Origin of the sequence: Microbispora sp. H10830, from assembly GCF_014161375.1 — a bacterium.
Classification (GTDB): Bacteria; Actinomycetota; Actinomycetes; order Streptosporangiales; family Streptosporangiaceae; genus Microbispora; species Microbispora catharanthi.
In genome coordinates, this window is sequence record NZ_JABBWX010000008.1 from 313,345 (window position 1) to 334,684 (window position 21,340).

General features: G+C 72.6%; 15 protein-coding genes and 2 pseudogenes. 8 read left to right on the forward strand and 9 right to left on the reverse strand.

Going from position 1 to position 21,340, the window contains the following annotated elements; translation table 11 throughout:
• Positions 1–82: 82 nt before the first annotated feature.
• From HHX35_RS22115 to HHX35_RS22130, 5 genes and pseudogenes are all read left to right on the forward strand, one after another.
• Positions 83–433 carry a YciI family protein gene (locus HHX35_RS22115; protein ID WP_182900630.1) on the forward strand — a complete coding sequence of 117 codons (351 nt, stop codon included), beginning with the start codon at positions 83–85 and terminating at the stop codon, positions 431–433.
• 82 nt (positions 434–515) lie between these two features.
• Positions 516–1,784: pseudogene (locus HHX35_RS45165) on the forward strand (RNA polymerase sigma factor); the annotation flags it as partial.
• 180 nt (positions 1,785–1,964) lie between these two features.
• Positions 1,965–2,771: pseudogene (locus HHX35_RS45170) on the forward strand (site-specific integrase); the annotation flags it as partial.
• Entirely contained in the window at positions 2,772–4,382 is a 1,611-nt protein-coding gene (locus HHX35_RS44705) for a histidine kinase (protein ID WP_182900631.1), read from the forward strand. It begins immediately after the preceding pseudogene.
• 41 nt (positions 4,383–4,423) lie between these two features.
• Positions 4,424–5,086 (forward strand): response regulator transcription factor, encoded by a 663-nt coding sequence (locus tag HHX35_RS22130; protein ID WP_182900632.1) that lies wholly within the window; start codon positions 4,424–4,426, stop codon positions 5,084–5,086.
• On the opposite strand, the gene HHX35_RS22135 is transcribed toward HHX35_RS22130, so the two are convergent.
• The 4 genes from HHX35_RS22135 to leuA all read right to left on the reverse strand — a co-directional run bounded on the left by HHX35_RS22135 (position 5,049) and on the right by leuA (position 11,814).
• Complete coding sequence (locus HHX35_RS22135; RefSeq protein ID WP_182900633.1) at positions 5,049–5,690, reverse strand: phosphatase PAP2 family protein; 642 nt, start codon at positions 5,688–5,690, stop codon at positions 5,049–5,051. The genes HHX35_RS22130 and HHX35_RS22135 overlap by 38 nt on opposite strands.
• A gap of 107 nt (positions 5,691–5,797) precedes the next feature.
• The gene (locus tag HHX35_RS22140) at positions 5,798–7,114 is read right to left on the reverse strand and encodes an APC family permease (RefSeq protein WP_182900634.1); all 1,317 of its coding nucleotides are present in this window, start codon (positions 7,112–7,114) and stop codon (positions 5,798–5,800) included.
• A 75-nt stretch (positions 7,115–7,189) separates the two neighbouring features.
• On the reverse strand, positions 7,190–9,988 hold the full coding sequence (locus tag HHX35_RS22145; protein WP_182900635.1) for an AAA family ATPase: 2,799 nt from the start codon (positions 9,986–9,988) through the stop codon (positions 7,190–7,192).
• A gap of 92 nt (positions 9,989–10,080) precedes the next feature.
• Positions 10,081–11,814, reverse strand: coding sequence for a 2-isopropylmalate synthase (gene leuA, locus HHX35_RS22150; protein ID WP_182900636.1), 1,734 nt, complete (start codon positions 11,812–11,814; stop codon positions 10,081–10,083).
• A gap of 363 nt (positions 11,815–12,177) precedes the next feature.
• On the opposite strand from leuA, the gene HHX35_RS22155 reads away from it, so the two are divergent.
• The 3 genes from HHX35_RS22155 to HHX35_RS22165 all read left to right on the forward strand — a co-directional run bounded on the left by HHX35_RS22155 (position 12,178) and on the right by HHX35_RS22165 (position 14,971).
• Entirely contained in the window at positions 12,178–13,059 is an 882-nt protein-coding gene (locus HHX35_RS22155) for a UbiA family prenyltransferase (RefSeq protein WP_182900637.1), read from the forward strand.
• A gap of 42 nt (positions 13,060–13,101) precedes the next feature.
• Positions 13,102–14,190 (forward strand): sensor histidine kinase, encoded by a 1,089-nt coding sequence (locus HHX35_RS22160; RefSeq protein ID WP_182900638.1) that lies wholly within the window; start codon positions 13,102–13,104, stop codon positions 14,188–14,190.
• Positions 14,191–14,257: 67 nt separating this feature from the next.
• The gene (locus tag HHX35_RS22165) at positions 14,258–14,971 is read left to right on the forward strand and encodes a response regulator transcription factor (protein WP_182900639.1); all 714 of its coding nucleotides are present in this window, start codon (positions 14,258–14,260) and stop codon (positions 14,969–14,971) included.
• A 78-nt stretch (positions 14,972–15,049) separates the two neighbouring features.
• Here the strand turns inward: HHX35_RS22165 and HHX35_RS22170 are convergent, their stop codons facing one another.
• The 5 genes from HHX35_RS22170 to HHX35_RS22190 form a co-directional block, all read right to left on the reverse strand.
• Complete coding sequence (locus HHX35_RS22170) at positions 15,050–15,994, reverse strand: aldo/keto reductase (protein ID WP_182900640.1); 945 nt, start codon at positions 15,992–15,994, stop codon at positions 15,050–15,052.
• Between the two features lie 183 nt (positions 15,995–16,177).
• Positions 16,178–16,957 (reverse strand): cupin domain-containing protein, encoded by a 780-nt coding sequence (locus tag HHX35_RS42680; RefSeq protein WP_220505720.1) that lies wholly within the window; start codon positions 16,955–16,957, stop codon positions 16,178–16,180.
• A 15-nt stretch (positions 16,958–16,972) separates the two neighbouring features.
• Complete coding sequence (locus HHX35_RS22180) at positions 16,973–18,250, reverse strand: MFS transporter (RefSeq protein WP_182900641.1); 1,278 nt, start codon at positions 18,248–18,250, stop codon at positions 16,973–16,975.
• Positions 18,247–19,473 carry an ATP-grasp domain-containing protein gene (locus HHX35_RS22185; protein ID WP_182900642.1) on the reverse strand — a complete coding sequence of 409 codons (1,227 nt, stop codon included), beginning with the start codon at positions 19,471–19,473 and terminating at the stop codon, positions 18,247–18,249. Before HHX35_RS22185 ends, HHX35_RS22180 begins: the two co-directional genes overlap by 4 nt.
• Before the next feature lie 340 nt (positions 19,474–19,813).
• Positions 19,814–21,307, reverse strand: a complete 1,494-nt coding sequence (locus HHX35_RS22190) for an MFS transporter (protein WP_182900643.1) — start codon at positions 21,305–21,307, stop codon at positions 19,814–19,816.
• Positions 21,308–21,340: the final 33 nt, after the last annotated feature.

A 21,340-nucleotide genomic window follows, 5' to 3' on the forward strand; every position in this document is an offset into this window, starting at 1 on the left:
CGTCCCTCACGACGTGTAGGTGACGGCGGGGACCGGCGAACGGCCCGGCCGGCCACTGGACCGAAGAAGAAGGAGAACGACGATGCGGTTTCTGATGACCACCAAGGGCGGCTCGCGGACGCCGGACGCGGCGATGATGGCCGAGATGGGCGCCTTCATCGAGGAGATGACCAGGGCGGGCGTGCTGCTGGCCACCGGCGGGCTGGAGCCCGGCGGCTTGCGGATGATCTCCTCCGGCGGCGAGATCACCGTGACCGACGGCCCCTTCACGGAGGCCAAGGAGGCGATCGTCAGCTTCGCCCTGATCGAGGCGCGGTCCCGCGAGGAGGCCGTGGAGCTGGCCCGCCGCTTCTGGAAGATCGTCGGTGACGGTGAGAGCGCGATCCAGCAGGTGTTCGGCCCCGAAGACGGCCCCGGGGCCGGCCCCCGCTGACACCGGAGATCGTCGGCGTGATCAAGCAGGTGACGTACGCGCCGGGTTGCGCGGCGGGCGGGCCGATGCTGTCATCGGTCGGGTGACGTCGCTGGACGCCCATCGCGTCGTGGACGCGGTCTGGAAGATGGAGTCCGCGAGGATCGTCGCCGGCCTCGTGCGGATGGCCGGCGACGTCGGCCTGGCGGAGGAACTGGCGCAGGATGCCGTCCTCGCCGCGCTGGAGCAGTGGCCCGAGGCGGGCGTCCCGGACAACCCGGGCGCCTGGCTCATGGCCGTCGCCAAGCGCCGCGCCGTCGATCACCTGCGCCGGGAGGAGCGGCGGGACCGCGGGCAGGAACGGCTCGCCCACGATCTCGCCACCCGTCCCGACGACGGCGAACGTGACGTGGACGACGTGGTGGACGCGCTCGACGGGGAGGTCGGCGACGACGTCCTCCGGCTGATGTTCGTCTCCTGTCACCCGGTGCTGTCCACCGAGGCCCGGGTCGCGCTCACACTGCGGCTCATCGGCGGCCTGCGGACCGACGAGATCGCTCGGGCCTTCCTCGTCTCCGAGAGCGCCGTCGCCCAGCGGATCGTGCGGGCGAAGCGGGCGCTCGCCGACGCGAACGTCCCCTTCGAGGTCCCGTCGGGGCCGGAACGGGCGGCCCGGCTGTCGTCGGTGCTCGAAGTGATCTATCTCGTGTTCAACGAGGGGTACGCGGCGACGGCGGGCGACGACCTGATGCGCCCGTCCCTCTGCCTGGAGGCGCTGCGCCTGGGCCGCGTCCTGGCCGAGCTGACCCCGGACGAGGCCGAGGTGCACGGCCTGGTCGCACTCATGGAACTGCAGCAGTCGCGCTCGGCCGCGCGCACCGGCCCGTCGGGGGAGCCCGTCGTGCTGCACGAGCAGAACCGGGGGCGCTGGGACCCGCTGCTCATCCGGCGCGGCTTCGCGGCGCTGCTGCGGGCGCGGCAGGCCGGCGGCCCTCTCGGCCCGTACGTGCTGCAGGCGGCCATCGCGGCCTGCCACGCGCGGGCCGCCACGCCGGAGGAGACCGACTGGCCGCAGATCGCGGCGCTCTACGAGGCCCTCGTCAGGGTGCTGCCCACGCCGGTCGTCCAGCTCAACCGCGCGGTCGCGCTCGCCATGGCCTACGGGCCGCGCGCCGGTCTCACCCTGGTGGACACGCTGACCGGCGAGCCGGCGCTCAAGGGCTACCACCTGCTGCCCGCCGTACGCGGGGATCTGCTGGCCCGGCTGGGCCGGCACGACGAGGCCCTGACGGAGTTCGAACGCGCCGCGTCCCTCACCCGTAACAGCGCGGAACGGGCAGTGCTGCTGCGGCGCGCCGCGACCTGCGCGGAGAAAGCCGGGGAAGCGGAGAAAGCCGGGGAAGCGGAGAAAGCCGGGGAAGCGGAGAAAGCCGGGGAAGCGGAGAAAGCCGAAGAAGCCGGGGAAGAGGCCACGGAGGCCGGCCCGGCGGACGGGGACGTCACGCTCGGCAGGGCGACGGGGCTCTTCCTCGCCCGGCCCGACCTGAGCGCCGACACGGTCCGCTCCTACAACCAGACCCTGACGCGGCTGTGCCGGCACCTCGGCGAGGACGCCCCGCTGCGGGACATGACGTCCCACCGGGTCGCCGAGGTCTTCGCCGCGGCGTGGGGCACGACGGCGGCCGCGACCTGGAACCGGCACCGCGCGGCGCTGCGGTCGTTCGCCACGTGGGCGGCCGAGCGCGGCTGGGCCGCCGCCGGCCTCGCCGCCCCGCTCGACCGGCGGCCCGAACCCCGCCCTCGCACCCGCCCCATCGACCGGTCGCGGCTGGAGAGCCTGTGGAAGCGGCCGGACATCCCGCTGCGCGAGCGCACGCTGTGGCTGCTGCTGTACGAGAGCGCGGCCCCGGCAGAGTGGGCGCTCTCGCTCAACGTGGAGGACCTCGACCTGCCCGGCATGCGCGGCGAGGTGAAGGCCAGAGGGCACTGGCTGCGCTGGCAGTCCGGCACGGCCGCGCTCCTGCCCCTCCTCGTCGGAGACCGCCGCCGGGGCCCGCTGTTCCTCGCCGACCGCAGGCCGGGGCCGGGTCGCATGCCCGCGGCGGCCGACCTGTGCCCGCACACGGGCCGGGGCCGCCTGTCGTACGAGCGGGCGGAGTACCTGTTCAAACGGGCCACCGGGGACCTCGACCCGGAGGGCGGCGGCTCCACCCTGCACCGCCTGCGACACTCGCGCCTGGCCCACCTCGGCGAGGAGGGCTGGTCGGCGCCGATGCTCATGTCCCTGTCCGGCCACACCAGCGCGCGGACCCTGCACGGATTCGTCAGGGCCCCGCGGCCTGCGGATACCGTTGCCTGAGTGGGGAGGAAAGCGGCATACCTCAAGGACGTCCTGCTCTGGGCCGTCCTCGGCCTGCCGGCGCTGTGGGCGGGCCTCACGAACATCCTGGCCGACAGGTACACCTGGCCCGAGGTGATCGCAGGCCTGGCGACGATCGGCGTCGCCGTCGCGCTCGCCCGGCCCCGGCCGCTGGGGGCGATGCTCGTGACGGCCGCGCTGTGGGCGGGTTCGGTGGCCGTGCGGAGCGACCCCACCGTCTTCTTCCCGGCCCTGGCGGTGACGAGCTACCTGGCCGGGGTGCGCATGGCCCGGGCCCGGCCCGCCCTGCTCGGCCTGTCGGCCGCCGCCGTGGTCGCCGCCGCCGCCGTCCCGTTCGTACGGTGGCTCCTCGCGGCGCAGTGGGATCTGGGCGCGTGGTTCTTCGCCGTCACGGGCATCGCGCTGTTCGGACTCGTCCCGTGGCTCGCGGGCCACGCGAGGCACCAGAGCCTGGCCCTGACCAGGGCGGGCTGGGAACGCGCCGGGCACCTGGAGCGCGAGCGGCGCATGGTCGCCGAGCAGGCGAGGCTGCGGGAGCGGACCACCATCGCGAGGGAGATGCACGACCTGCTCGGTCACGACCTGAGCCTGGTCGCGCTGCGGATCGGGGCCCTGGAGGTCGACGCCGGCCTTCCCGAGAGCCGGCGCCGGGCCGCGAGCGAGGCCCGCGAGGCGGTCACGGCCGCGGCGGAGCGCCTGCGCGACATCGTCGCCGTGCTGAGGGACGGCGACGACCCCGGCCAGGAACACGAGGGCCTGGAAAATGAAGACACGGTGCATGAAGACACGACGCACCCGCCCGGGGAGAGCGTGGGCGAACTGGTCCGGCGCGCCACAGCCGCCGGAATGCCGGTGACGCTGTACGGCGCGCAGGAGGAGGCGCGGATCCCCGCGCCCGCGCTCGCCACCGTGCGGCGGGTCGTCCGTGAGGGGCTGACCAACGCCGCCAAGCACGCGCCCGGCGCCCCGGTCACCGTACGGCTCGCGCACGCACAGGGCGAGACCGTGGTCACCGTCGCCAACGCCGCGCCGCACCGGCCCGGGCGCGGCGTGACCGGCGGACACGGACTGCGGGCGCTGGCGGAGCGGGTCCGTCTGCGGGGCGGGTCCCTGGAGAGCGGCCCCGCCGACGGGGGGTTCACTCTGACCGTACGGCTCCCGCACTCCGTTCCCCCGCCTGTTCCCCCGCCTGTTCCCCCGCGAACGGCGTCGCGGCCCGTGGAGCTGGATCTGGCGCTGGCCCGGCGGCGGGTGCGCCGTACACGGCTGGCCGCGGCACTGGTCTGCCTGGGCGCGGCGGGCGGAGTGGCGGCGTTCGTGCTGGGGTTCACGGTCTACGAGGCGGTCACCTCGGTCCTGCCGCCGGCCGAGTTCGCGAAGCTGCGGATCGGGCAGGCCGAGTCGGAGGTGGCGGCGGTGCTGCCGGCCAGGACCAGGATCGACGATCCGTCGTGGCCCGAGCCGCCGATCCCGCCGGGCGCCCGGTGCCGCTACTACAGCACCAGCCCCGAGCCGTTCGGCGACTTGACGCTCTACCGGCTGTGCTTCGCCGGGGGGCGCCTGGTCGCCAAGGCTTTCCTGCCCTCCTGAGCAGCACCCGGAGACTCTCCACGCTTCCGTACCATCAAGGCATGCACGCGATCCGGGTGGTCCTGGCCGACGACGAGCCGGTGATCCGGGCCGGGGTGCGGGCGATCCTGGCCGTGGACCCGGGCATCGACGTGGTCGCCGAGGCCGCCGACGGGCGTGAGTTGGTGGACGCCGTCCTGGCGCACCGGCCCGACGTCGCGCTCGTCGACATCCGGATGCCCGGTCTGGACGGGCTGGCCGCCGCGGCCGAGGTGCGCAGGACCGCCCCCGGCACCGCCGTACTGATCATGACGTCCTTCGGCGAGGACGCCTACGTCGCGCGGGCGCTGGGCGACGGCGCGGCGGGGTTCCTGCTGAAGACCGGGGATCCGCGCGAGTTCCCCCTCGGGGTGCGGGCGGCGGCCGAGGGCGGGGCGTACCTGTCGCCGCCGGTGGCCGCACGGGTCATCCGGGGACTCGCCGGCGACCGGCTGTCGCGCTCGGCCGCGGCCCGGGAGCAGATCGCGGCGCTGACCGACCGGGAGCGCGAGGTGCTCGCCCTGGTCGGCGAGGGCATGTCGAACGCGGGCATCGGCGCCCGTCTGCACCTCGCCGAGGGCAGCGTCAAGACCTACGTGAGCACGATCATGGGAAAGCTCGGCGTGCCCAACAGGGTGCGGGCGGCGGTCATCGCCCATGAGGCGGGACTGGCGGGCGGGCGGTAGTCAGCACCGCCGCCAGCGCCGGGCGCCGCCGCATCGCGGAGACCAGGGCGGCCGCGGGATTCCGTAGGGCCAGCAGGACCAGCGGGGCGATCAGCGCGCCGAACAGCAGCCCCGCCGCCACGTCGTGGGGGTAGTGGACGCCCACGAAGACCCTGGAGAACGCCTCCAGCAGCGCGAGCGCCGGCGCCACCACCGCCATGCCGCGCCACAGGGCGACCAGCGCGACGGACGCCGCCGCGGCGAAGGTCGCGTGGTTGCTCGGCAGCGACCAGTCGCCGTACGGCGGGCAGTGCGCCACGGTGACCACGTCGGCCAGGTCCCAGCAGGGGCGCCGCAGCCGCAGGACGCTCTTGACGCCCTCGCTCGCGAGGTAGGCCGTCACCACCGCGACCGGTGCGAGCAGGGCGAGCGCCATCCTGCGGTCGTCCCCCCGCCGCGCCCGCCACCAGCCGAAGACGAGTAACGCGAAGAGGATCGCGGGGACGGCGTCCGTCGCGATCCCCGCCGCGTCGCGCACCCATGCGGGGGTGTGCAGGGCGAACGCGGTGACCTCCCGATACCACTCGGCGCTGATGTCCGGGACGTCCTCGATCTCGTTGCCCACCGGTGCCCCTCCGTGCTGCTTCCCGCCGGTCCGTCCGGCCCCTCGACCCTAGGAACCGGACGCACTGCGGGCACTCGCGGAAAGTCGCCGGTGACCCTTCACTTTCGTCAATGTTCCGCCGGGACGGCCGCCCCCCTGCGGGTGAACCGCGCGTACGCCAGGGCGGCGCCGCCGACCAGCAGCGGCCAGAGGAGGTAGACGCCCGACGCGGCGACCAGCAGGGCGACCGCCACGAGTGCGAGCAGGGCGGCGGCCCTGGCCCGGCCGCGCGGCAGCAGCCGGATGGCGGCCGCCACGCCGATCGCGTAGACCACCACGAACGACCCGTTGGTCATCAGCACCAGGGGACGGATGCCCGTCCCCGCCGTGTACACGACGGCGAGCGCCAGGAAGGACAGCACGGCGACGACCGCGAGGCTGCGCCGGGGCACCTCCCCGGCGACGCTGCCGCGGGAGAGCCAGCCGGGCAGGGCGCCGTCGCGGCCGAGGGCCGCGCCGAGCTTGGCCGCCCCGGCCCAGTACGCGTTCATCGCGCCGAGCGTCAGCAGCAGCGCGGCCACGGCGGCGAGCAGCCGGGCGTTGCCGCCGAGACCGAGGGCCAGCAGGTCGCCGAGGGGCGCCCGCGCGCCTCCGGCGGCCGGGCCGAGGACGGCGACGGTGGCGAAGGCGACCGACAGGTACAGCACGCCGACCAGCACGACGGCGGCCGCGGCGGCCCTGGGCAGGTCCCTGGACGGCCTGCGGAAGTCGGCGGCGAGGTGCGTGATCGCCTCCCAGCCGGCGAAGCTCCACACGAGCAGGGCCGCCGCCGGGGCGATGGCCGTCCAGCCGTGCGGGGCGAACGGCCGCAGGTTGGCCACGTCGGCGTGCGGGAGCGACAGCGCGACGGCGACGACGAGCAACGCGACGAGCAGCCCGGCCAGCCCGAGCTGGACCCGGCCGGTCACCCGCAGACCGGAGGCGTTCGACACGGTCACGATCGCCATCAGCCCCGCCGCCGTCAACGTCGCGGTGCCGGTCCCGCCGCCCACCGCCGCGGCGACGTACTCGCCGCCGAACAGCGCCGCGGCGGCGGCGCTGGGCGGGATCGCGAAGTAGAAGCACCAGCCGACGACGACCGCGGCCCGGTCCCCGAAGGCGAGGCGGGCGTAGGTCGACACTCCGCCGGAGTCGGGGTGGCGCGCGCCGAGCGCGGCGAACGCCGCGGCCAGCGGGGCCGACAGCACGACCAGGCCGAGCCAGGCCAGCAGCGACGCCGGCCCGGCCGCCTGGGCCGCGAGCGCGGGCAGGGCGATGACGCCCGTGCCGAGCACCGCGCCGACGTACATGGCGGTGCCCTGGGCCGCCGTGAGGCGGCCCGCCGATGCGGTGGCGGGTGTGGCGGTCGGTGGTGGGGCGGCAGGGGTGACGCTCGTCTGAGTCATGCGCGTTCACCTTCCAGTCAGGGAAGTGGCCGGCCGGGAACACCCGGCCGGCCCAGGTCGTGGAGCTGTGCTGTCTCAGGCGGAGGTGCTGAACTCGAGGCTGGCGGGCAGGTCGGAACGGCGGGTGACGTTGAGCTTGCGATAGATGCGGGTCAGGTGCTGCTCGACCGTGCTGACCGTGATGTACAGCTTGTCGGCGATCTCGCGGTTGGTGTATCCGACCGCGGCGAGCGAGGCCACCCGGCGCTCGGCTTCGCTCAGCGTCCCCGGGCCGCTCTCCGTGCGGGGCGGTTCGGCCGGCTGCCCGGGACCGCCCTGGGTGAGCGCGTTGACCAGCGGAACGGCCTCGCACTCCTCCGCGATCCGCTGGGCCTGCCTGGCGACCGTACGGGCGCGGCGCAGCTCTCCCACCGCCTGGTAGGCGTCGGCCAGGTCGACCAGGGCCCGGGCCAGCTCGTACTGGTCGCCGCTCGCCTGGAGCATGTCGGCGGCGCGGCGCAGCAGCGGGGGACGCTGCCTGGGCTCGCTCGCGGCGGCCGTCAGCCGCAGGCCGGTCCCGCGGGCGCGGACCGGGCCGGGGGCGCAGCGCGCCACGTGCTCGTCCAGCAGCGGCCGGGCCCGCTCCGTGCGGCCCATGCCGATCAGCGCCTCGGCCGCGCCCGTCCGCCAGGAGACGAGCCCCGGCGAGTCGAGGCTCCAGGAGCCCATCAGCTCGCCGCACGTCTGGAAGTCGCGCAGCGCCATGCCGAGGTCGCCCGTCGCCAGGTGGTAGCGGCCCCGCGCGTTCAGGTAGTGCAGGCCATAGCGGGTCTGGAGCATGGCCTCGGGCACCGGCTGGTTCACCAGCTGCACGGCCTCGTCCAACCGGCCCATCGCGGTCACCGCCGTCAGCAGCACCGACAGCGGGCCGCCGACCGCGACCCCCCAGCTCGTCGGCGGGATGAGCCGTACGGCCATCTGGGCGAGGCCCTCCGCGCCCTCCAGGTCGCCCTGCCGCAGGCTGATCTCGGCGCGCAGCGCCGCGAGGCGGGCCTGCCTGCTGGGGGCACGCCGGCTGGCGGCCTCCTCGAAGAACAGGTCGCACCAGGGGGCCGCCAGGTCGGACCGCTCGCCGTAGATCAGCGCGAGCAGCGCGCACTCGACGGCGTCCATCGACATGTCGTCGAGGCGGGAGCCGCGCAGGATGCGCTCCACGTCGGCCAGCGTCTGCGGGTGCGGGCCCTTGGTCAGCACCGCCGCGAGCGCGGTGGCGGCCTCCAGCCGGCCGATGACCGGCGCGGACGGCGGCGCCTGCGTGCTCATGTCGGTGACCCGCGGGATGTGCGCCAGGAACGGCGTGTAGGAGCAGCGCAGCCACGGCCGGACGGCGCGGATCTCGGCCACGGTCTCCGCGTCCATGATCGAGCCGATCCTGCCCAGGTGGTCGAGCACGTCACGCGCGTCGTCGAAGCGGCCGTGCCACAGCAGCGCCTTGGCCAGCACGACGGCGTCGGAGCCACGCAGGTGGCCGCGGTGCATGGCGTCGGTGAGCTCGTCGAGGTGGGCCGCGGGGGCGCTCGGGTTGAGCCGCCACTCCGCCCGCACCAGCGTCGTCTTGATGGTGGCCCGGCGCTGGTCGTCGGTGCACGCGCCGTCGGCCAGCCGCAGGTAGTCGACGGCGGGCTCGACGCGTCCCTCGCTGAGCGCCTGCCGGGCCGCCTCCTCCAGGATCGGTACGGCCCACGAGCCCCCGTTGTGCGAGGCGGCCAGCAGGTGCTCGGCGATCACGGCGGCCGGGGCGCCCTGGCCGTACGCCAGCTCGGCGGCCCTGCGGTGCAGGTCCGTCCGCTCGTGCCGGTCGAGGTCGGCGAGCACGGCGGCGCGCGCCTGGGGGTGGCGCAGGTGCAGGTCGGCGCCGACCAGCCCGGCGTTGTGCAGCGCGTTGAGCGCCTGGACGACGACGCCGGCGTCGAGGTCGAGCAGCCGGTCGAGGTGGCCGGGGTCGCCGGCGACGGCCAGGCCCCGCGCGACGCGGGCCGCGAGCGGGTGCCCGCGGCGCAGGCACGACTGCACCGCCTGGCGGTAGGCGTCGCCCGCGACGATCTCGTCCGGCTCCGCCGCCGCTTCGCTCTCGGCCGGGGCGCCTCCGGCGTCGGTCGCGGCGAGGTGGTCCTCGATGAGCGCGCCCACGAGCAGCGGGTTGCCGCCGCTGACCGCGTGCCAGTCCGCGGCGAACCGCCGGGCGACGTCGTCACCCACGATGTCGGCGGCCATGATCTCGACGCCCTCGCGGGACAGGGCCGACAGCGGGAGGCGGCGGCAGTGCGGCTGGCGCAGCAGCTCGGTCTGGAACAGCGACGGGGCGTTCCACGACTCCTCCGACTGGCTGAAGATCGCCAGGATGTGGGCGAAGCGCAGCCTGCGGGCGAGGTAGGCCAGGCAGAGCTGCGAGGCGCGGTCGGCGTGCTGGATGTCGTCCACCACGATCATGAGGGGGTGCCGCTCGGCGAGTTCGAGCAGCACCATGCACAGGGCGTGCACGATGTGGGCGTCCACCTGGTCGACGTAGTCGGCCAGCGGGTCGGCCGACATAGCGCAGCGGGCGCCCTCGTGCAGCAGGTTGCGGGTGCGCTCCTCCTCGTCGGGGGTGAGCGGCGCGTTGTGCAGGATCTGCGACAGCACGGCCAGCGCCAGTCCCGACTCCGACTGCGAGCAGGTCGCGGTCAGCGGCAGGGCGCCGTGCTCCAGCGCGTCCTCGACCAGCGTGTTGAGCAGTGCGGTCTTCCCCGTCGCGACGGGCCCGCCGACGATCGCGATCTTTCCTCTGCCGGTGACGGCGTCGGCCAGCATGTCCTCAAGGGAGGCCAACACCTCTTCCCGCTCCACCAGGGCCATAATGAGCCTCCCGAATTTCGTTCGATTCTCGGCCGCGCCGGCCGGTTTCACAATTGCCGTGACTTCTGTAAAGGTTCTGTGTTGAGCCGCGTTCAGCCGACCAGCGTCATTCGCGCCGAAACGCTCTCGCCGGCCCGCTCTCCCGCGCCTTCCGCGTCCGTTTCGCCGGCACGGGCCAGCGCCGAGCGGACGGCCGCGAAGGACGCGGCGACCACGTCGTGGTCGAGGCCCACCCCCCAGACCTGCCGCCCGTCGATCACACACTCGGCGTAGACCGCGACCTCCCGGTCCTCCGCGCTCCCGGCCGCGGCCTCCACGCCGGTGCGGTGGACCATCTGTACGTCCACGTTCCAGACCGCAAGCCGGGCGCCCAGAGTGCGGATGGCGTCGGCCCGCGGCCCGGCGACGTCGAAGCGCGCGCCGTCGACGTACAACGTGGTCTGCAGCGGCCGGCCGCCGAGCCCGAGCGGGACGGTGATCTCGGTCCGCGACAGGTACTCCTCGTCGAACAGGTCGCGGACGACGGCCGGGGTGATCTCCCCGCCCGAGCCGTCCGCATGGGCCTGCACGACGCGGGCGAACTCCACCTGCAGGTTCTTGGGCAGGTTGAGCCCGTGCCAGGCGCTCAGGATGTAGGCCACGCCACCCTTGCCCGACTGGCTGTTGATGCGCACCACCGCCTCGTACGTGCGGCCGACGTCCTTGGGGTCGATCGGCAGGTACGGCATGCGCCACGGCAGGTCGTCCACGCTGACGCCGGCCTCGCCGGCCTCCACGACCAGCGCGTCGAAGCCCTTCTTGATGGCGTCCTGGTGGGAGCCGGAGAAGGCCGTGTAAACGAGGTCGCCGCCGTACGGGTGGCGGGGGCTGACCTGCATCTCGTTGCAGTACTCGACAGTGCGCCGGATCTCGGTGATGTCGGAGAAGTCGATGCCGGGGTCGACACCGTGGGTGTACATGTTCAGGCCGAGCGTGACCAGGCAGACGTTGCCGGCCCGCTCGCCGTTGCCGAACAGGCAGCCCTCGATCCGCTGGGCGCCGGCCAGCAGCGCCAGCTCGGAGGCTGCCACGCCGGTGCCACGGTCGTTGTGCGGGTGGATCGACAGGCAGACGTGCTCGCGGTGCGACAGATTGCGGTCGAGCCACTCGATCTGGTCGGCGAAGACGTGCGGGAGCGACCGCTCCACCGTGGTCGGGAAGTTGAGGATGATCTCCCGGCCCTCCTCCGGCTGCCACACGTCCATGACCGCCTCGCAGACCTCGAGCGCGAACTCGGGCTCGGTCTCGTTGAACAGCTCGGGCGAATACTGGAATCCAAGGTCGCAGTCGCCCAGGGTCGCCTCGGCGTACTTCATCATCAGGCGGGTGCCCTCGACGGCGAGGTCCCTGCACTCGTCGCGGGTCATGCCGAAGACCACCCGGCGGAAGAGCGGGGCGGTCGCGTTGTAGAGGTGGATGTTGGCCCGGGGAGCGCCGGCCAGGCTCTCCACGGTCCGCCGGATCAGCTCGTCCCGCGCCTGCACCAGAACCGAGATCCGCACGTCGTCGGGGATCCGGTCCTGCTCGATGAGCATGCGCACGAAGTCGTGGTCGTCCTGGCTCGCCACCGGGAACCCGACCTCGATCTCCTTGTATCCCATCCGTACGAGCAGGTCGAACATCGCGAGCTTGCGCTCCGGGCTCATCGGGTTGACGAGCGACTGGTTGCCGTCGCGCAGGTCGGTGGACAGCCATCGCGGGGCGGCCTCGATCGTCCGATCCGGCCAGCGCCGGTCCGCCAGGCGGACGGGGGTGAAGGCCGAGTAACGGGAAGGAGAGCTGCTCATGAGGAATTCCTTTCTCATCGGCGACCTTGCCACCGAATTCGCGACCGACCGTTTTCCGAAAAGCTGTCCGCGAATCGCGCCGACTCCCATCCGGAAGGCCGTCCAAATTGCTGGTGATTCGCTGACCGGTACGTTGCCGAAGCTACAAGCGCCCTGGTCAAGGGGCAAGGGAGAAGCAACTAGAGTGCGCCCCGTGTCACCCGTACGATCGGTAGGGGTATCGAAAGTTGTAGACCCGGTACAACCTCCCGGGCGGCCCTCTTAACGCACCCCTGAACCGGACACATACTCCGAGTCATGTCGATCAGCAGAGCAGCATTCCCGGCCATTTCGATTTCGCCTTTCCGAATCCTCGGAATGTGCGTGACCGAGGCGCGCCCGTCCGTTCTGGCCATCTTCTTCCTGCGGTTCGCCGCCGGCGCGGCCCTGGACGCCGGACTCGCCCCCGCCGACCCGTTCCGCCTGGTGGCGGGGGCTCTGGTGTGGCAGTGCGCGATCTTCTTCGTCTACCTGTTCAACGGCGTGATGGACGTGCGGGAGGACCGCGTGAACGGCTCGCGCCGGCCGATCGCCCGCGGCGACCTCGACCCCGGCCTGGCCCGGGTCATCGCCTGGGCCGCCGCGGCGGCCGCCCTGCTCGGCGCGCTGCTGCTCGGCGGCGCGATGATCTGGCTGGTGACGGCCGTGCTCGCGCTGGGCTACCTCTACTCGGCCCCGCCCTTCCAGCTGAAGAAGTGGTCCAGCGCCACGGTGGTGGTCGGCGGCCTGTCCGGCCTTCTCTCCTACTGCGCGGGCTACACCTCGTGCGGGACCGGCCCCACCGGGCAGGCGGTGATCGCGCTGCCCGCGTTCGCCGTCGCGGCCTCGCTGTGGATGGGCCTGGTCGGCACACCGGCGAAGGACCTGCCCGACATCGCGGGCGACCGCTCCGCCGGGCGGGTGACGTTCGCGGTCAGCCGCGGAGAATGGCCGGTCAGGCTGCTGCTGTCGGCCGTCGCCGCCTCCGTCGCGCTCGCATTCTGCGCGGTCGCGCTGCTATTGCGGGCGCCGCTCGGCTTGGCGCCCGCCGCGATGCTCACCGGCGCGTCGCTGCTCGTCGTCGTCACTCTTACTCCGCTTTCCCGGGGGTCCCGGGTGCGCCGCCGCCTGCCCTACCGGGCGTTCATGACGACGCAATACGCTGTGCATTTGGCTGTTCTTCTCCCGCTGGTGTCACAATTCTTATTGTCTGGGCGTGCGGCTTAGTCCAGGATGGAGGCACTCGTCCGCTTCCTCTCGGAGGGTCCATTGGCGGGAGATGAAGAACTGGGACCGGCGGTCCCGGACTTCGAGGGTTTCCTCGAAGCACATCGCTCCGAGATTCTGGAAGCGTACGCACGGAACCTGGCGGCCCTGGACAGCCCGATCAGCCGCGACCCGATCGCCCTGCGACAGGCGATGGCGAACGCGGAGCAGATCCTCGACGACGTCGCGGAGACGCTGCGGGCCGGCACCATCAAGGTGGGCGACTCCCACAAGATGATCGCGTGGGAAGTGGGGGTGACCAGGGCGGCGAGCGGGGTCCACCCGGACGAATCGCTCCGCGCGGCGTCGGTGTGGTTCCAGGCGGTCGTGACCTGCCTGCTGGAGCGCATGCCCGGCGACGCCGAGTCCATGCAGCTGCTCACGCTGGTCGTGCTGGGGCTGGAGCGCAGCATCACGACACGGATCAGGGAGGCCTCGGCCAGCTACTCCAGCTTCCTGCTGGACAAGGTCCACGAGGCCCAGGTCGAGGAGCGCCGCCGGATCGCCCGCGAACTGCACGACCGGCTCGGGCACGGCCTCAGCGTCGCCCACCGGCAACTGGAGCTGTACGACCTGCACCGGGCGAGCAAGCCCGCGACGGCGACCGCCAAGGTGGAGACCGCCCAGCAGGCCATCCTGGAGACCATGCAGAACCTGCGCGCGGTCACCAGCGACCTGCACCCGCAGGAGCCGCTCAACAGCCTGGAGAAGGCCCTGCTGTACTACCTCGAGACCGTGGACATGGAGGAGGTGGACATCCGGCTGCGGGTCAGCGGGGACGAGACGTGGGCCTCTCCCACCGTGCGCGACGAGTCCTTCCTCATCCTGCGTGAGGCGACCAGGAACGCGCTCAAGCACGGCAACCCCACCAAGGTGCTGATCCGGGTCGACTTCGCCCCCCACGAGCTGCGAGCGTCGGTGGAAGACGACGGCCTGGGCTTCGCGGAAGGGGGCAGGCGGTCGGACGGGGTGGGCCTGCTGTCGATGCAGGAACGCGCTGCGATCATCGGAGGGACGACCACCATCACGAGCAGGCCAGGCAACGGCACGCACGTCGAACTGTACGTGCCCTTCTCGGGGCTCACCGCATGAGCGAGCGAATCAAGCAACACAGCGCGATTCGCTCATGCGACCCCGAACCGTCAGGCGAGGGGGCAAGATGAGCGAATCGGACAAAATGATCAGTATTGCCGTCGTCGACGACCACGCGCTGTTCCGGGAGGGCCTGCGCGAGATCCTAGAGGCCCAGGACGACTTCGAGGTCGTCGGCGAGGCGGGCGACTCCGACGGGGCGGTGGCCCTGGTCGAGCGGGAGCGGCCCGACGTGGTCCTCCTCGACGTCGAGATCCCCGGCGACGACGCCACGCAGACCGTGGCCCGCATGCGCACGATCTCGCCCGAGTCGCAGATCATCATCCTCAGCATGTACGACGGCCCGCAACTGCTGAGCCGCCTGCTGGCGGCGGGCATCCGCGGTTACCTGCTCAAGAGCGTGCACCGCCAGGAGCTGATCTCGGCCGTCAGGAGCGTCAGAACCGAGCCCGACCGGCTCGTGCTCGCCGTCTCGCGCGACTCCTTCGCCCAGGTGCAGGGGGGCGGGTCGAAGGTGGTGCTGACCGACAGGGAGCGGGAGATCCTCGAACTCGCCGCCCAGGCGCTGAGCAACTACCAGATCGCCACCCGGCTCACGCTCACCGAGGCGACGATCAAGCGGCACCTGCACAACATCTTCACCAAGCTCGGCGCGGTCTCCCGGATCGACGCGGTCAACAAGGCGCTGGCCGCCTCGCTCATCTCACCGCGCCGCGACCAGCCCGCGCCCCGTCCCCGGCCGAACCCCCCCGGCCTGCGGGGGCAGCGCTCGTTCCCCTGAGCCTCAGCCCTCCTCCAGGGGAAACTCAGTCCTCCTCCTCCAAAGGCAGGCAGTCAGTCCTCCTCCAGAGGCGGGCAGTCAGTCCTCCTCCAGAGGAAATGCCCTGGCGAGGCGGGCCTTGATCGGCTCGGGCAGCAGGATGCCGGTCGCGGTGAGGTTCATCTCCAGGTGAACCAGGTCGCGCGTGCTCGGCACCGGCACGATGTCGCCGCCCCGCCCCAGCAGCCAGGCGATGGCCAGCCGGCCCATGCCGACGTCCATGTCGGCCGCCACCCGCTGGGCGTCGCGCAGCCGCAGCAGCTCGGCTTCCAGGCTCTCCGGGGAGAAACGCGGGTCCAGACGGCGCACGTCCCCAGGGCCGAGCTGGACCGGCGAGGTGATCCGGCCGGTCAGGAAGCCCCGGCCGAGCGGCCTGCCGGCGACGACGCCCATCCCCAGCTCGCGCGCCAACGGCAGCAGCTCCCGCTCCGCCCGGCGCTGCCACAGGGAGTACTCCACCGCGACGGCGGCGACGGGCCGTGCCGCGTGGGCGCGCCGCAACCGGTGCCCGTCCAGCCCGCGGACGCCGATGTGCGCGATCTTCCCGGCGTCCTGGAGACGGCCGGCCACGCCCATCGTCTCCTCGATCGGCGCGCCGGCGGCGCCGGGGTCCACCACGAAGAGGTCGATCCGCTCAATCCCCAGGCGGGCCAGCGAGGCGTCGCAGGCGCGGCCGAGATCCTCGGGACGGGACACGCAGTCTCGCCCCTCCCATCGGGCCGCACCGGCCGATCGAACCGCACCAGGGCCGGCCGCGATCAGGGCCTCGTCGCGCCGGTGGGCGACGGCCTTGCCGACCAGGCGCTCGGCCTCGCCGTCGGCGTCGATCAGGTCGATCAGCGACACGCCGCCGTCGAGCGCGCGCAGGACGACCCGCATCGCCTCATCGGGGTCGGCCGGGCCGTACGCGCCGGTCAGCGCGGTGCAGCCGAGCCCGAGGCTCGTGGAGACCAGGCCCTGCCCGCCGAGGCTCACGCGCCGCATGACGCCACCCGCGACCCGCGTGGCCGTGACCGTCTGAACGGTTTCGATATCGCTTTGTCATTCACGTGGACACCGCTGGAAGTAATGGAGGTACGAGAAACGCTAGGATGCACCCGATACCACTCAGATTGCACGAGGCGGATTTTCCACCCCTATTTTTCCCTACCGCTGCGGCCGTACGCGCTACAAATCTGGCAAACCATCGGCCAGATATGACGGCATTTCGGCCACGGAGCCGCCGAACAGGACGAAGCGGCTGGCCAGGTGGCCCGCGTGGGGGTTGCGGGCGCCGTGCCGGACGCCCGGCGGCGCGAAGACGCCGTCGCCCGGCCCCAGGTCCACCCACCGGTCGTGCAGGTAGAACTGTCCCTCGCCCTCGAAGACGAAGTACACCGCCTCGCTCTCCTCGCGCGGGCGGACGCCGAGCGTCTCCCCCGGCAGCATGATCCCGCAGCGCAGGCAGAGCCCCGCGTGGCCGGCCTCCGGCCGGAACAGGACGTTCGCGACGGGCGGGGTCAGCCAGGTCTCGCCGTTCCACAGCGAGCGGAACCGGGCCGGGCCGGTGCCGGGCCGGGTGGTGCGGGCCGTGCCGCCCTTGGACGGCACGGCGCTCCAGATGTAGACGGTCATCTCCCGGTCGCCGGCCGACAGGGAGTACGTACTGCCCATGGGCGAGTACAGCGCCGAGGCGGCGCGCATCCGGCTGATCTCGTAGCCGACGGTGCCGACGCCCGCGCCGGCCAGCACGACCGCGATCTGCTCGGCCGCCGCCGCGCCGGGCGGCGACCACTGGCGGCCCGCGGGTATGCGGACCGCGTCGACGGCGGAGTGCCGCGCACCGATGTGCGGGCCGGCCACCGGGCTCACCCAGCAGTCGCCGTGCCGCCGATACTCCAGCTCCGCGCCCCGCAACACCGCGCCGGTCTCTTGCCTGGTGCCGATCTCTTGCGTGGTCAGGTTCATCGGGTCTCTCCCTGATCACGCCCGCGCGAGTTCTGCGCGGGCGGCGGAGGGGGTGAGGATCGCGTGGTACTGCCAGATGATCACAAGGCCGAAGACGCCGTACAGCGCGGCCATGCCCCACGGCGGAAGGACCGAGCCGATCGTGATGCACAGCGACGCGACGACCAGGGCCACCCGGATGTTGAGGTTGTAGACGGCCATGTAGCGGGTGCGGGACGCGGCCGGGACCATGTCGGCGAGCAGGGCCTGCCGCACGGGCACGTCCATCAGCTCGCCCACGGTGAGCACCAGCGCGGCCACGAGCAGGAGCCAGCCGGTGTCGCTGACGGCCAGCACCATGTATCCGGCGGTGAACAGCCCCGCCCCGGCGTACATCCGGACCCGGTCGGGCACCCGGCGCAGCACCACGTGGGCGACGAGCGCGAGCGCCACGACCAGCACGGTGTTCTCCGCGCGGAGGATGCCGAGCATCTCCACGCCGTCCACGCGGACCGACCACGAGCCGATCGACAGCAGGTCCTGCGCCGGCAGGTCCCTGGCCAGCCGTACGCCGATGTAGTTGATCAGTTGCAGCTCGATGGACATGAACAGCGTGGCGGCCACCAGCAGCCGGCCGAAGGCGCGGTCCTGGAGCACCAGCCGGTAGCCGTTGGCGAAGTCCCGCAGGATCGACCCGCGCGGCTCGGCCGCCGCACCGGTCTCCCCCTGCTCGGTCTCCTCCGGCTTGGTCTCCGCGATGAGGAAGTACGTGGCCGCGGCGATCGCGACCGTGCCCGCGGCGGCCAGGGTCAGCAGCAGCGTGAAGTGGCCGTTGTAGAGGAAGCCGCCGAGCAGCGCGCCGAAGGCCAGCGCGAGGTTGATCGACCAGTAGTTGATCGTGTAGACGAGCTTGCGGCTCTCGGGGGTCGTGACGTCGAGGATCATCGCGTCGTTCGCCGGCATCGCGAAGCTCGCGGCGAACTTGTTGACGAGGTAGCCGCAGTAGACGATCGCCGGGCTGTGCCAGGCGGACGAGTCGGCGGCCGCCATGAGCGCGAACGTCAGGCAGACGCCGGTCTCGCCGAGCAGCAGCGTGCGCCGCCGCCCGCGCGCGTCGGACATGTGCCCGCCCGCCAGCGTGCCCACGACGCCGAGCACCATGACGGTCACGACCAGCACGCCCGCGACCGCCACGCCGTACTCGAAGGCGAGGTAGATGGCCATGAACGACATGACCATCGAGTCGAGCAGGCGCTGCAGGAAGCCGACCGCGATGCGGACGCGCAGATTCGGATGGAGGGCGGCCAGGTTCATGACGCCACGCCCGCCCCGGCCGCGACGGGCTCGCCCACCTCGGCTCGTACGAGCGAGTGGACGTGCCGCGCCCGCGCGACGGCCTGCTCCTCGGTCTCCCCGGTCACGACGACGAAGCCGTGCCGGGTGCGCCAGTCCACCGTCTCCGGGATCCGGTCGCCCGGCCGGAACGGGAACTCCAGCATGTCCACGAAGTCGAGAGCCCTGGCCTCCTCCACACCGGAGACGGCGCGGACCTCGCCGGGGGTGAGGCTGAAGTACGAGATGTGGGCGACCGCCCGGCGCTCCACCGTGCCCGGCGCCCTGCCGTCGAGGACCCGGAAGACGGCCCGCTCGATGTCGAGCCCGGTGGCGAGCTGCACCAGGCGCGGGATCTGGTCGCCACCGAGCCGCGCCTGCGACTCGACGATCCGGGGACCGGCGGCGGTCCAGATGATCTCGGTGTGGGCCGGGCCGGTCTGGTAGCCGGTCAGCCTCAGCATCTCGACCGTCAGCTCGGCCATCGCGGCCGTGTCGGGCCCGGCCTGCGCGGGGTGCACGTGCCCGGCCTCGACGAACAGCGGCGGCGGGCCGAGCACCTTGCGGGTCACGCCGACCACCTGGTGGCGGCCGTGGTCGCTGAGCGACTCCACGCTGTATTCGGGGCCGCGCAGGTACTCCTCCACGAGGACCGGGCCGCCGTAGCCGTACGAGTCGAGCAGCGCGCCCCATTCGGCGACCTGGCCGGGCTCGCGCAGCAGGTACACACCCCGGCTGCCGGCCAGCTCGGTCGGCTTGACGACCACGGGCAGCTCGAAGCCGCCGAGCAGGGCGGGCACGTCCTGCCAGCGCGCCGCGTGGGCGAACCGCACGGGCGAGAGATCGTGCTCGGCGAGCAGCCGCCGCAGCTGGAGCTTGTCGTTGAGCAGTTCGATCGAGCGTGCGGGGTTGACCGCCTTGCCGAGGTCCTCCGCGATGCGGTAGGTCGCGAGCATGCTCTCCTCGGCCCCGATGTGGTAGACGAGGTCGGCGCCGAAGTCGCGCACGGCCTGCCGTACGGTCCGGTCGAACGCGACGGGGTCGGCGAAGTCGGTGAGCACGAAGGCGTCGGCCAGGTCGGCGATGCCGGCCAGGTAGTCCGGCGTCTGCAGGGTGGGATCCCAGACCGCGCAGATCCGGTGCCCCTCTTCTCGGGCCTTGATGACGAACGCCCGGTAGGGCATGACCATGACGAGATTGCTCACCGGGATCCTCCCCTCTTGCTGCTGGAAGCGGCTGTGTGCTGTGAGTGGATGCTTTGAGTGGGTTCTGTGAAATGGGCCGGTCAGTAGGGCAGCTCACGGCCGGACGGCGTGCGGAGGTCGGGCGAGTTCGACTGGGGCTTCCTGGTCGGCTTGCTCACGCGGATGCGACGTGCCATCGAAATCCCTCCAAGTCCCGTACGAGCCGTTTCACGGGCCCTCTGACCAGCACGCTGGCACGCGCGTATGGCCGCCACAACGGCCGCGCACCCTAATGACCAGGCCGGATGACGGAAGAGGCAGTCGGCCTACAACTTTGGTTACGCCGGAGTACTACGAAAATTCACACTCGGGCGTAGGCGAAGCTCGGCGCACGGCTCGGCCCGCGCCGCAGGTAGGTCCACCAGGTGAGCCCGGCGAGCAGCACATAGGAACCGACGAAGATCCACAGGGCGGGCAGCGACCACCCCGCGTGCTCCTGGGCGACGCGGGCCGCGGCGGCGCCGGTCATGCCCTTCATCGCGCTCGCCGCGTCGAGGCTCGCCAGGCGGAACACCTGCTGGATCAGGAACCCGCCGAACGCGCCGATCGCCCCGGCGATGCCGATCACGGCCGCGGCCCTGCGCTTGTAGTCCGTCGCGGTCAGCGCCGGGTCGAGGCCGCGTTTGGCCGCCTCCCTGCGTCCCAGCTCGCCGAAGATCACCGGAATCATCCGGTACGTCGAGCCGTTGCCCACGCCGGAGCAGGCGAAGACGACCAGGTAGGCGCAGAAGAACAGGCCGAAGTCGTGGCGGATCACCCCGGCCGCCGCCGCGACGGTCGCCACGACCATCCCGGCGAAGACGGCCAGCGTGACCCGGGCTCCGCCGTACCGGTCGGACAGCCTGCCTCCGAGCGGCCGGGCGACCGACCCGGCCAGCGCCCCCACGAAGCCGAGCCCGGCGAGATAGTCGCGCACGAACGGATGCTGGGCGAGGAACTCGGGGAACGTCGTCCTGGTCACCAGCGGCAGCGCGAAGGAGAACCCGATGAACGAGCCGAACGTGCCGACGTAGAGCAGCGACACGATCCAGGTCTGCCCGTGCCGCAGCGCCGCCGCGTACGACCGGGGGTCGGCCTTGGCCTCGGCGAGGCTGTCCATGAACAGCCAGGCGCCGAACCCGGCCACCACGATGAAGGGCATCCAGACCAGGCCGGCGTACGCGAGGTGGACCCGCGTGCCCGACGCCGCCACGGGCACGCCGGCGACGACCACCAGCGGCACCAGGAGCTGGACGACCGCGACGCCGAGATTGCCGCCGGCCGCGTTGAGGCCGAGCGCGAAGCCCTTGCGCCGCTCGGGATAGAAGAACGAGATGTTGGCCATGGAGGAGGAGAAGTTGCCGCCGCCGACGCCGGCCACGGCGGCGCAGGCGAGCAGGACCCAGAACCTCGTGTCGTGGTCCTGCGCGGCCAGCCAGCCGCTCGGCACGACGAACGCCAGCAGCGAGGACGGGACCAGCAGCAGTGCCGCCGAGATCGTCGTCCACACCCGGCCGCCGAAGCGCGGCACCGCGAACGTGTACGGGATCCGGATCGCCGCGCCCACCAGGTTGGGCGCGGAGACGAGCCAGAACGACTCCGACACGCTCATCGGCAGCCCGGCGGCGGGCAGGCTCAGCACCACCACCGACCACAGCACCCAGATCGCGAAGCCCAGGTGCTCGGTGAAGACCGAAAGGATCAGGTTGCGCCGGGCCACCCGGCGGCCTGTGGTCTCCCAGAACTCCTCGTCCTCCGGATTCCAGTGCTCGATCCATCCGCGGCCGCGCCGGGCGGCCGCCCTCGTTCCGCTCATGGGCAACTCCTCGTCAGCGTGGTCGGGTCGGGA

What these genes read in the sequence shown, in the direction of transcription:
- leuA (WP_182900636.1), bottom strand. Translation starts at nt 11,814, where the DNA reads ATGAGCAGCTCTCCTTCCCGTTACTCGGCCTTCACCCCCGTCCGCCTG.
- HHX35_RS22165 (WP_182900639.1), top strand. Translation starts at nt 14,258, where the DNA reads ATGAGCGAATCGGACAAAATGATCAGTATTGCCGTCGTCGACGACCAC.
- HHX35_RS22170 (WP_182900640.1), bottom strand. Translation starts at nt 15,994, where the DNA reads ATGCGGCGCGTGAGCCTCGGCGGGCAGGGCCTGGTCTCCACGAGCCTC.
- HHX35_RS42680 (WP_220505720.1), bottom strand. Translation starts at nt 16,957, where the DNA reads ATGAACCTGACCACGCAAGAGATCGGCACCAGGCAAGAGACCGGCGCG.
- HHX35_RS22190 (WP_182900643.1), bottom strand. Translation starts at nt 21,307, where the DNA reads ATGAGCGGAACGAGGGCGGCCGCCCGGCGCGGCCGCGGATGGATCGAG.
- HHX35_RS22130 (WP_182900632.1), top strand. Translation starts at nt 4,424, where the DNA reads ATGCACGCGATCCGGGTGGTCCTGGCCGACGACGAGCCGGTGATCCGG.
- HHX35_RS22180 (WP_182900641.1), bottom strand. Translation starts at nt 18,250, where the DNA reads ATGAACCTGGCCGCCCTCCATCCGAATCTGCGCGTCCGCATCGCGGTC.
- HHX35_RS22115 (WP_182900630.1), top strand. Translation starts at nt 83, where the DNA reads ATGCGGTTTCTGATGACCACCAAGGGCGGCTCGCGGACGCCGGACGCG.
- HHX35_RS22140 (WP_182900634.1), bottom strand. Translation starts at nt 7,114, where the DNA reads ATGACTCAGACGAGCGTCACCCCTGCCGCCCCACCACCGACCGCCACA.
- HHX35_RS22145 (WP_182900635.1), bottom strand. Translation starts at nt 9,988, where the DNA reads ATGGCCCTGGTGGAGCGGGAAGAGGTGTTGGCCTCCCTTGAGGACATG.